At 48.7% G+C, this 10794-nt stretch carries 6 protein-coding genes; 5 read left to right on the forward strand and 1 reads right to left on the reverse strand.

Translation table 11 applies throughout. The annotated features are described in order from the left end of the window. The first annotated feature begins 5 nt into the window (after nucleotides 1–5). The gene (locus tag K9N57_04770; protein ID MCF7803481.1) at nucleotides 6–1283 is read left to right on the forward strand and encodes a GWxTD domain-containing protein; all 1278 of its coding nucleotides are present in this window, start codon (nucleotides 6–8) and stop codon (nucleotides 1281–1283) included. A 52-nt stretch (nucleotides 1284–1335) separates the two neighbouring features. Continuing rightward, nucleotides 1336–2415, forward strand: coding sequence for an isocitrate/isopropylmalate dehydrogenase family protein (locus K9N57_04775; protein ID MCF7803482.1), 1080 nt, complete (start codon nucleotides 1336–1338; stop codon nucleotides 2413–2415). A 324-nt stretch (nucleotides 2416–2739) separates the two neighbouring features. Here the strand turns inward: K9N57_04775 and K9N57_04780 are convergent, their stop codons facing one another. After that, the gene (locus K9N57_04780; GenBank protein MCF7803483.1) at nucleotides 2740–4158 is read right to left on the reverse strand and encodes a sodium:solute symporter; all 1419 of its coding nucleotides are present in this window, start codon (nucleotides 4156–4158) and stop codon (nucleotides 2740–2742) included. Between the two features lie 190 nt (nucleotides 4159–4348). Here K9N57_04780 and K9N57_04785 point away from each other — a divergent pair, with 190 nt between their 5' ends. The 3 genes from K9N57_04785 to K9N57_04795 all read left to right on the forward strand — a co-directional run bounded on the left by K9N57_04785 (nucleotide 4349) and on the right by K9N57_04795 (nucleotide 10459). Beyond that, the gene (locus K9N57_04785) at nucleotides 4349–5701 is read left to right on the forward strand and encodes a DNA repair exonuclease (protein MCF7803484.1); all 1353 of its coding nucleotides are present in this window, start codon (nucleotides 4349–4351) and stop codon (nucleotides 5699–5701) included. Next, nucleotides 5698–8562 carry an AAA family ATPase gene (locus K9N57_04790; GenBank protein MCF7803485.1) on the forward strand — a complete coding sequence of 955 codons (2865 nt, stop codon included), beginning with the start codon at nucleotides 5698–5700 and terminating at the stop codon, nucleotides 8560–8562. Before K9N57_04785 ends, K9N57_04790 begins: the two co-directional genes overlap by 4 nt. 127 nt (nucleotides 8563–8689) lie before the next feature. Then, the gene (locus K9N57_04795; protein MCF7803486.1) at nucleotides 8690–10459 is read left to right on the forward strand and encodes a hypothetical protein; all 1770 of its coding nucleotides are present in this window, start codon (nucleotides 8690–8692) and stop codon (nucleotides 10457–10459) included. The last annotated feature ends 335 nt before the right edge of the window (nucleotides 10460–10794 follow it).

A 10794-nucleotide genomic window follows, 5' to 3' on the forward strand; every position in this document is an offset into this window, starting at 1 on the left:
GAGCCATGATGAGAGAACTCATATTGATTATATTAGGTGCTGGCGTCTTGTGTATTACAGCAACGGCATTTGGCCAGTTTGAGTCAAAGATGCGGGAACCAGGTACTCCGGTTTACCATACTGAGGTCATCCGCTATCCTACTGCGAATGCAGATTCCAGTAGGATTACGGTCTATGTGAAGATGCCGTACGATAACCTGCAGTTCGTCAAATTTGATTCCGTGTACCGTGCAAAATATGAAATATCCCTGGTACTGTTTGACAGGGAAGGAATCCAGGCGGACAGCCGGATTGACCGGCAAAATATTGAAGTCGAGTCATTTGAGGCAACAAATCGTCAGGATATCTTTGACGTCTCCCAGTTTTCGTTCCAGCTCCATAATTCTGTGTACAAATTGAGTGTCGGTTTGATGGATCTGGATACCCGGAAGACAACATATCGGAAACATACTATTGATTTAAAATCGTTTGGTGAGGGCGCAGTCCAGATTTCTGACTTACTCATTGTGGATCAAACAATAGGCCAATCTCCGGACAGCACGACCAGGTACGTCCCGAACGTCACCAATATTCTTGACGATAGCCAGAAGGATTTCTACTTATACTTTACAGTAGCCGGTAACGAAGGCCCGGCTTTTGTAAAGGCAGATATTCTGGATACGGATGGGAACAAGGTACAGTCACAGCGGGATACCATTTCAGTTTCTGCTGCCCCGACTGAAGTCTTGATGAAAATGCCTGGTGAGCATCTACGATACAATCGTTACAAGTATCGGGTCAGGTTTACGCAGGGGGACGAGGAGAGCGAGCGAACCAAAGATTTCCGGGTCGGCTGGGTTGGCATGTCGAACTATATTTCCAACCTGGATAAAGCCATAGACCAAATGGTGTACATTATTTCATCGAAAAAAATAAATAATATGAAAAACGCCAAACCGGAAGAGAAAAAGCGTCTGTTTACCGAATATTGGGACCAGAAAGATCCATCGCCACAGACAGATGGTAATGAATTAATGAATGAATATTTCCGTCGTGTAAGTTACGCCACCGAACAGTTTGGCTCCTCCATTCGGGAAGGCTGGCGTACGGACATGGGTATGGTCTATATTCTGTTCGGTACTCCCAACGATATTGAACGCCATCCATTTGATTTGGGGAACAAGCCGTATCAAATATGGTACTATTTTGATATCAATCGCCAGTTCGTGTTCGTTGATGATTCCGGTTTTGGAGATTATCGCCTTGTCACCCCCCTTTACGACACCCACCAATCGGCATTTTAAATACGGGATAATCTCTACACTCCGCAGATTTCACCATGCGGCACGGTAAGCCATGAAAAAGAAAATTGCAGTAATCCCCGGCGATGGGACAGGGAAAGAGGTAACCCGGGAAGCGACAAAAGTTCTCGAAACCCTCACCGATCTTAACCTCATTCAGTTCGAAATCACCACCTTTCAATATGGCGCGGATCATTATCTGGAGACAGGTATTGGATTGCCTGATGAAGCCGTAGAGGAATTTCGCAAGAATTATGATGCCATTCTCATGGGATCGTTGGGGGACAGCCGGATTCCCAACATGGCGCATGCCAGAGAAATCATCCTGAAATTGCGTAATAAACTTGACCTGTATATCAACGAACGCTGGATCAAAGTCCTGGATCCCGAACTGTATCCGCTGAACTACGGAAATCCCGAAAAAGTTGATTTTCACATATTTCGTGAATCAACAGAAGGGGCCTTCGTTGCGGCAGGTGGGGCAACCTATGAGCACACAGAAAAGGAAATTGCGGTACAGGAGATGTTGTATACCCGAAAAGGTGTGGAACGTATAATCCGCTATGCATTCGAATATGCGGTGGACCACGGGATGCAGAAAGTCACCATGGCGGATAAAAGCAACGTGTTGCGCTTCACCGACGGCCTTTGGCTGCGAGTATTCCGGGAAGTCAGTGAAGAGTTCGAAGAACAAGTCACGAGCTCGCATGTTTATATTGATCATCTTGCATATGAGTTGCTCAAAAGGCCACAGGAATTCCAGGTAATCGTCACAACTAATCTGTTTGGGGACATTTTATCTGAGATTGGAGCTGTCCTCCAGGGCGGACTCGGACTGGCGGCCTCCGGCAATTACAATCCCGGGGAAATAGGTGTTTTTAAGTCGATTCATGGCTCCGCCCAAAATATCGCCGGGAAAAATATTGTTAATCCATTCGGCGCGATCTTGTCCATTCAATTGATGCTGGAATTTTTCGGGAAACCGAAGTTGGGCCTGTTGATTGAGGATGCTGTAAAGCAATGCCTCCGGAACGGACTGGTGACCAGGGATTTGGACGGCAGCCTGGGTACTCAGGAGGTTGGGGATTCACTTTGCCAGATCCTGGAAAACCTGTATAAGAACCATTCCCGGTGAGATGTAGTGGAGATAGGGTTTAAGGTATAAGAGTATAGGGGTATAGGGGTATAGGGATATAGGGATAAAATGGAGAATCGAGAAAGAAGAAAGGAAATATCCAATATCCAATTTCCAATTTCCAGGTTCACCACACAACAGGAGAAAGCCGTTGGGAGTCATCGCTTCAGCCGTTTTTTGGTTTTGAAAAAAGAATGAAAATTGAAGAAGTGAGAAACAACGAACTAAAGCGCGACGAATGCCGGGACTACCAACGATCAAACGGTAATACTGTATCATTCCGCCGTCGTGGTAAAACGGCGGAAATAAGGTAACCCTTTCTGTTTACACTGCAATAAACCCCACAATTACATAGATAACCAATGCGATTCCGGCGCTGACGAGGGCATACGGAATCTGGGTGTTAACATGGTCAATATGGTCGGTGGCTGCGGCCATGGAGGCCACGACTGTAGTATCCGATATCGGGGAGCAGTGATCGCCGAACACGCCGCCGCCGAGCACGGCGGAAACCGCCAGGGGAATGCTGACCCCTGCGTCCATCGCTAAGGGAAGCGCAAGTGGCATCATAAGCGCAAAAGTACCAAAGGAGGTACCGGTGGAGAATGCGATAAATCCGGCGGTTATAAACACGACGGCCGGAATCAGTGCCGGCGTAAGAAAACCTGAAGCCATGGATGCGATATATTCGCCGGTACCGAGTTCGTTGCATGTATTCCCCAGGGCAAACGCCAGTAGCATAATCGCGCCCAGAGATATCATACCGCCGGCACCTTTCACAGAGACGTCCACCACTTCGGTGACTTTCATAATCCCGGTACTACGATACAGTATGCCAGCAGCGCCAATCGCAAACATTACCGCCCAAAAGACCGATGTTGAGCCTGAACCCTGCGTAATACTTCCATCACCTGTGATATACATGGCTACCGGCATCGTTCCCACCATCACGAGGACCGGAATCACCATATTGCGGGCATGATGCCTGATGTCCGGCTTCGCATCGAGCATTGTGATGCTTTCATCCATCAGCGGCATAGCGCCCTTCCGTAAAAGGGCGCCCGTCTCCCTGATCCTGGTTTCGGCTTTATGCATTGGGCCGAAATCCGATTGACTGAAGATGATATAAAGCACAAAGAGTATGGCTACGATGGAGTAAAAATTCATTGGAATAGACCACAACAGCTGCCGCACCGGATCGTCAATACCCTGGGCAGCGATTAATCCAATGGCAAACGCACCCCACGCATTCAATGGGACCAGCATACAGGCCGGGGCCGACGTGGAATCCAGGATATATGAGAGCTTCTCCCGGCTGATTTTCATGGTGTCAAACAAGGGACGTGAAATTGCTCCGGCGACTAATATCTTGATGCTGCTTTCAATGAATATGATAATCCCGAGAATCCAGACCAGGAGTTGCGCCGTAAAGCGGTTGGTAATGAGTTTTTTCCGGATTACGTAATCCACAAAGCCTTCCACACCGCCAGAACGCTGCATCAGAGCAATTAAACTCCCTACCAGCACGCTAAACAGGATCACGCGGGTGCTGCCGGCGTCAGCGAAAACCGTCACCAGAGAGCCGAGCGCGTCCGTGAGTCCAGCCAGCGGATTCCAGGAATTAAGCAGCATCCAGCCAAACCATATTCCGGAAAACAGGGAGAGGATAACCTGTTTCGTGCGCATTGCCAGGAGTATCGCCACCACCGGCGGGAGAATGACCAGCCAGCCAGGTTCTGTCATAAGAACTGTCCTATGTCGGTTGTCGGGAAGAAATTCGGAGAAAAATAATAAAACCGGGTCCGAAATGCGATGGGTGAATTGCGTATCGCGATCAATCCGCCATTTCTCAACTTGTATTGAAAACGAGAGTTTTGTACTCTTTAATCACTCTTAATGAGTCTGCCAGAGAATTGTTGTATATTACGAGCCTATGAAACCACTCAGGTTTATTCACACTGCTGATTTGCACCTCGGAAGCCCGCTGAAAAGTATCGGCGAGGTTTCCGGAGAGCTACAGGAGCAGCTTCACAACGCCACGTTTACTGCATTGCGACAAATCGTTAGTGCTGCTATTGAGCTGGAGGTGGACTTTGTCCTGATCGCCGGAGATTTATATGATCTGGAATCCAGGAGTATCCGCGCCAACCGAATTGTTGCTCAGCAACTCCGCCGATTGGATGAAGCCGGAATCAACGCTTATCTCATCGCCGGGAATCATGATCCGCTTACCAGAGAAGGAGCGGATGCCTTTGATCTTCCAAAGAATGCCCATGTCTTTGGCACCGAAACGGAAATATGCGAATATTCCAGAGATGGTGAAGTAGTTGCAAGGATTTTAGGGCAATCATACCGTTCGTCATCCGAACCACGGAAAATGTACAGCGGGTTTACGCCGCCGGATGCATCGGTTTGGAATATCGGGATGCTGCATACAGCGCTTGACCCGAATAACACAAGATACGTTCCCTGCCATCCTGACGATTTGGCCTCAAAACAAGAAATTCACTACTGGGCGTTAGGTCATGTCCATCAACAGCGGGTTGTGCAATCCGGAGAGCAGCCGATTGTCTATCCCGGGAATCCGCAGGGACGCGATACCGGCGAAACCGGTATCAATGGATGCGTACTTGTTGAAATGACACCGGGCGAGGAACCGGATATCTCGACGATCCCGACTTCGTCAATTATCTGGGATATCAAAGACATCAGCATTGATCCGGGTGATTCTGAGCCACCAGAATCAATTGATGCTTTACTCGATCAATTCCGAAGTGCAATCGAAGATATGCCTGACGAAAATTATATAGACGAACCTATACTGCCGGCACATCCCAATTTCGAGGACGAATATAGGATCGATGGTCACATCATCCGGTGGCACGTGACAGGGAAAGGGCCGCTTCATGACGAGCTGGCCAAAAATCGGGAGGAGGCTGGCGAAACAATCACCGAGGTTCTTCGTGAGGAATTTGGGCAAATGTCGCCATTCGTCTGGACCGAATCCGTTCGGATTCGCACCGGAAAACCGGTCCCACCGATCGAGGAACTCGCCGGGAACAGCGAACTATTCAGCGACATCCGAAAAATTATGGATGAGTTCTCATCCGGGGAGCCATCCGTAGACTTCGATGATATTTTGGGCAAGATATGGGATACATCAGGTGATTACGAGAATATGAATCCGGAACGGTTTGTCGCCGGGCAGAGAGATATTGAAGGGTTCATCGAAGAAGCCGGCCAGCGAATTGTCGAGAGTATCCTGGAACGGAGAGACGACTCATGATCATCAAATCTCTCCTGATACAGGACTTTGGCATAATTCAGGGGCAGGAACTTCGGGACTTGAATAATGGGATCAATGTGATCGCCGGGCCGAATCGTGCCGGAAAAACAACCCTGATGCAGTTGCTTCGATATCTGGGGTATAAATTTCCGAAAACAGATCTTATGCCAGCGCCAAAAGTCTCTCGCCGGGCCAGGGCAACGATGCAACTCGAGGACGGCGCAGAAGTTATTCTGGAGCGGGACGGGCAGTCTGATCCTGTCCTCGCGGTTACCAGTGGCAGCAGGGATATTTCCATAGAGGACATTTTTCATGTAGATGATTTTACCTATCGTCAACTATTTACTATCAGCCTGGATGAGTTGCGCAGATTCCCGGCAGGTGTAGATGGTAAAAAAGAGAGCCGTCGGCTGCAGTCGGTGTTACTTGGTGCAGGATTGACGGATGCGGCCAATTTGTCCGAGGTTTTGCGGGATTTTCGGAAGCAAGCGGAGGATATTGGGGGGAAGCACGGAAATCAACGGGTTTCGGAGTTTAAAGATCACAATCAGGATATAAGGGAGGCCGTTGAACAGCGGAAGGAGGCCAACCAACAAATCCGGATCTACCAGGAGAACCTGGAAGAAAAAAACGAGGTCGAATCTGAGCTGGCTGCACTAAAAGAGCAGAAGTCTTCTCTGGAAAAACGGCGCGTCCGGCTGGAGTTTTTGCATCAGTATGCGGAAACATTTTTAAATTATCGGAATTTGACCGATGAATTATCCGGTGAAGAGAACCGGGAGTTACTCACTGATTTCGAAGAAGAATATTTGTCGACAGCCAAACGCTTGCTGGAAACATACCCTGAGGTCATAGAGAAGTACGGAGAGGCAAAGCGGGATTTTAAGCGTCAGGTGCCCGGTGATAAGTGGCAGGAAGTGAAAAACTCGCTACTGAATGCAACTGACGAAATTCGACGCTGGGAGCGGGAACTCTCGGGACTCCGGGAACAGATACAAACCTTTCGAAATGAACAACAACAGATCGCGGAGAAACGAGAGGAAATTGCCACGGATTTAGGGCAGGTAAACTCCGACTGGGGCGAAGATTTTACAGCCCTTGAGACGATCCGGACTGACCGGGTTGATCGCGCAGTACTCCGCGAAAAAATTGCCGAATTCCTCAGAGTAACCGACCGGAAGAGAGGCGCCAGCCAGGAGATTGATACGCTCGAACAGCAAGTCGAGTCGATAGAGGATGAAATTTCAGAAATTGAATCGCACCGGAAAATCGACCCTGTGAAAATGTATGGAGTCGGGTTGTTAATCATAATCTCAGGAATTCTCCTGGGAATACTGACCTACCCCTGGATTGGTTTACTGGTGGGAATTGGCGGTGTTGGAGTGCTGGTGGTCAGATATCTGGGCGAAACAGAAGCCCGGCAGCAGATGAGTCGGCTTGAATCGGAATTGCGGCAAACGAAGAAACAGTTACAGTCCCGAAAGTCAGAACTTGAAGATCTTGAAAGTAAGTGGGAAAAATTAAACGAAGAGGTTGGCCAATACCGTGATACCCTGGGATTACCGGCTGAGGTACACCCGGAGAGTCTCCGGAATTATTTTGACGATGTAGCAGATCTCAAGAAACGTATAGCACAGTGGAACTCCCAGCGTGAAGACCTGAAGCGGGCAGAGCAAGATATATTGGAAAACCTGGATGATCTCCGCGGTGTCCTGGACAATATTTATCCGGAGGATATTGGGGAACCCGCTATTGACGATGCAGACGAATTGATGCATCGAATAACGCAGGCATCGGAGTGGCTGGACTCGGCGAAAGATCTCAATTCTCTGGAAGAACAGAAGGAAGACCAGGAGAAACAAATACATCGCATCTGTTTTCCGGATTCGGGACAGATGAACCTGGACGATGCGCCGTCTACCAGTGAAGATTATATTCGCTCTCTTGAAGAGTTTGTTGAGGAAGGACAAAGATATTCTGAGCTGACGGAAAAGGAGGACGAGGCGGAAAGGTTAGCATATTCTCTGGAAAACGGTTTTAACGCCCGTGTCAAGAGTGTATTCACCAAAGACTCCATGGAGGACGCCCCGGACACTCTTGAGGATTTACTCAATATTTTGGAGGAATATTACGAGCAATTTGCCAGTGAAAAGGAGATAGCCGATAACCTTCGATCGGTGGAAAATTCCATTGAGCAGGTGACCGGAGAGATTACGGATGCGCAGAAGCGCGTGGAACGCCTGAACGTTCGCCTGGAAGAATTGGCGACCACGGAAAAGCTGGAACAGGCCCAGGAACAGATCGACAAGGCCAGGAGCCGCCTTGAACCGCTTGCGAGGGAATTTGCGATAAACAGGATTGCAACCGCTATTCTGGAGCAGGCCCAGGAGCGATTTATGCATCGAACGCGGGATGAACTTCTTACGTCAGCCAGTGAATATTTTAGGAGAATCACTTCTGACGACTATGCAAGTATCGCCCTTCCAAAAGAACTGGAAAATGCTGATTTCGTGAGCCTGACCGAGGACGGAAATTCGGTGGAGACCACCCGGTACCTGAGCCGGGGCACCAGAGAACAACTGTTCATGAGCGTCCGGCTGAGTCGCATCAAAGAGATTACACCGCCGCTGCCGGTTATCCTGGACGACAGTCTGGTGAATTTTGACAGTGCACATCGGAGACAGGCAGTTCGGGTGCTACAGGAATTGGCAAAAACGAATCAGATATTTGTGATGACCTGTCATCCCGAACTCGTGGAATTCCTTCATGAGGCTGGTGACGAGATAAGTTATATGACAATCGACGCCGGAGTAATCGCCGGGAGCAGTTATACTAAAGTACTGGAGCATCTCCGTAGATAATTACCTGGTGTGAAAAAGTAGTACGTACTGCGCAGCGGGGGACTCGAAACTGGAACACCTCAACACTCGAACACTCCGCCGCAGGAGGATACACTGCCGTTAAAACCGTAACATTGGAAAAAGTCCCATGAATAAGTCATTCCTCATCTGTCTTGGAGTTGCATCTGCATTTGTATTAACTGGAAACCTGCAACTGTTTGCGCAGGGTACCGATGAATTCGGTCGATATGAGCGGAAATCTATCTCCTATATCCCTGCCGTGTATATTCCGCGCTCAGAAGCCTATGAGATGAAAAATCATGAGATCGAATTTCTCATTGAGACAGTGAAAGACTACATCGAAATGCCCCGGTTCGATTACAACGAACTACCGGAAGAGATTACGGATACATTTGTGAAGCGCGCCCGGAAAAAGGGCGGTGTGACGCCATCCGAAATGAAGGAATTGCTGAACGAAACCGTTGTCCCGGTGATTATGGACATCCTGAACACCCAGGCGGAAATCCGGGCCAGAGATTTGGTCACCGATGAGCAAAAAGAACAGTTCATAGCTACAAAGGCTCAGTCGTATGGGATTAACGCCGATCAACTCGAAACCATATTGAATTCCGCTTACCTATATATCCCGTATGTCGATTGGGTAAATTTTGATAAGGACGAAGGAATGTTTACCTGTACAGTGCGGGGTGGATTGCTCTGGTTTCACGTTATACCTGACTCTGAAAATCCACGCGTTGAGTCTTTGTTAACCCAGGAGACCAGCTCATTTGGAAAGGGACAGGATGATCAGCGGTACTCTTTCCGGAGTAAACTCCTGGATGGCGATGAATTCGCACTGTATTCGGCGGTAGACAACTTCGCCCGGAATTTGCAGGTGGCAACCCAGTCAATACCGGAATTTCAGCTCACGGGAATGGTCCAATACGTGAATAAGCAGAAGGTGGATTTTGATTTAGGCCGCCGTGAAGGTATCAAGGTAGATGATGGCTTTTTCATCAAGGAACAGTACCAGTCAGGAGATGGAGAGATTGATCAGCGCAAGGTCGGTTTTGTCCGTACCGTCTCTGTCGGCGACAACACAGACGATCAGATAGCAGCATCGCAAGCAGTTGCCGTTACCGGAAACGAATTCACACGAGGAATGGCGTTGGTTGAGCATCCCCGGCTGCCGCTCGATATCAGTTTTAGGATTAGGACGTTGAATTATAATCTCTACAAAAATAGCGGGTACATCGCGATCGATTTTCCGTTCACCAAGACGGAAATTCTGGAGGCATATTTTGTGGAAAGTTATTCAGGCGGGATCCCGGCGGTGGATCTGGAAGCAGCTTACCACATCGGTCGCTGGTTCGACGTCCCAATGCTCTTGGCAAACGTAGGAGCAACTGCTGGCGTCGTTCCTGTAGAAGTACAAGTGCGTACCTTCGAGGATCACCAATATCATTGGGAATCCACAAACCCCACGCTGTTTCAGTTCCGGTTCGGATTAACCCAAAAATATTTTTACCGACGGTTCGGCCTCCAGTTCGGCGCAGATGTCGGACTCTCGGCTATGTCAGCCACCGATCAGATCTGGTGGTTTAACGAAGACTTCGAGCTGGAACAATATAATATTTCACTCTCAAACAGAACTGTAGGAGGATCACTATACGGCGGTTTCGAAATGTTCCTGACGCCGGATATCACTGCCGGATTCGTTACCGGATTCCAGGCCTACCCTGAATCAGCCGCCTGGAGCTTTGATGTTGCCAGCGATTCCTACGATATTACCAACCTTGCAGAAGATCGGCCGAGTTATGACATCTCCGGTCGATTTATGAGCGTGTATGTCCAGTATCGGCCGCCGGCGCTCCCGTTTGATCCCTGGAATCTGATACGGGCCTCCCTGGGGATTTAATACTACAGGTATAAGGTATAAGGGTATAGGGGGAAAAGATGGAAAAAGGAGAAGGGAGAATGGAGAAGGGTAAAAGATTAACTGCGAAGAAAATATGAAAATTGCAGAATGAAAAATGAAGAAGGAACAAGATGAATGTCCAACCGCCCCACAGGGATCTCTGTGGGAGGGGTGGAGTTGTGTTGGAAAAAATAATTAGTAGAATGCAAGAGGTGAAAAATCCGGAGAGCGGCTACAAACGCCAACCTATGAAAATTCGACTCGAACACTCGCACACTCGAACACTTGAACACTATCTACAACCCTCGGTGCTAAATTCAGACTGGAGAATTACC

The organism is Candidatus Neomarinimicrobiota bacterium (assembly GCA_021734025.1).
GTDB lineage: Bacteria > Fidelibacterota > JAANXI01 > JAANXI01 > JAANXI01 > JAANXI01.

Coding starts and splice junctions, on each gene's coding strand:
- K9N57_04790 (MCF7803485.1), top strand. CDS start 5,698: ATGATCATCAAATCTCTCCTGATACAGGACTTTGGCATAATTCAGGGG.
- K9N57_04770 (MCF7803481.1), top strand. CDS start 6: ATGATGAGAGAACTCATATTGATTATATTAGGTGCTGGCGTCTTGTGT.
- K9N57_04785 (MCF7803484.1), top strand. CDS start 4,349: ATGAAACCACTCAGGTTTATTCACACTGCTGATTTGCACCTCGGAAGC.
- K9N57_04780 (MCF7803483.1), bottom strand. CDS start 4,158: ATGACAGAACCTGGCTGGCTGGTCATTCTCCCGCCGGTGGTGGCGATA.
- K9N57_04775 (MCF7803482.1), top strand. CDS start 1,336: ATGAAAAAGAAAATTGCAGTAATCCCCGGCGATGGGACAGGGAAAGAG.
- K9N57_04795 (MCF7803486.1), top strand. CDS start 8,690: ATGAATAAGTCATTCCTCATCTGTCTTGGAGTTGCATCTGCATTTGTA.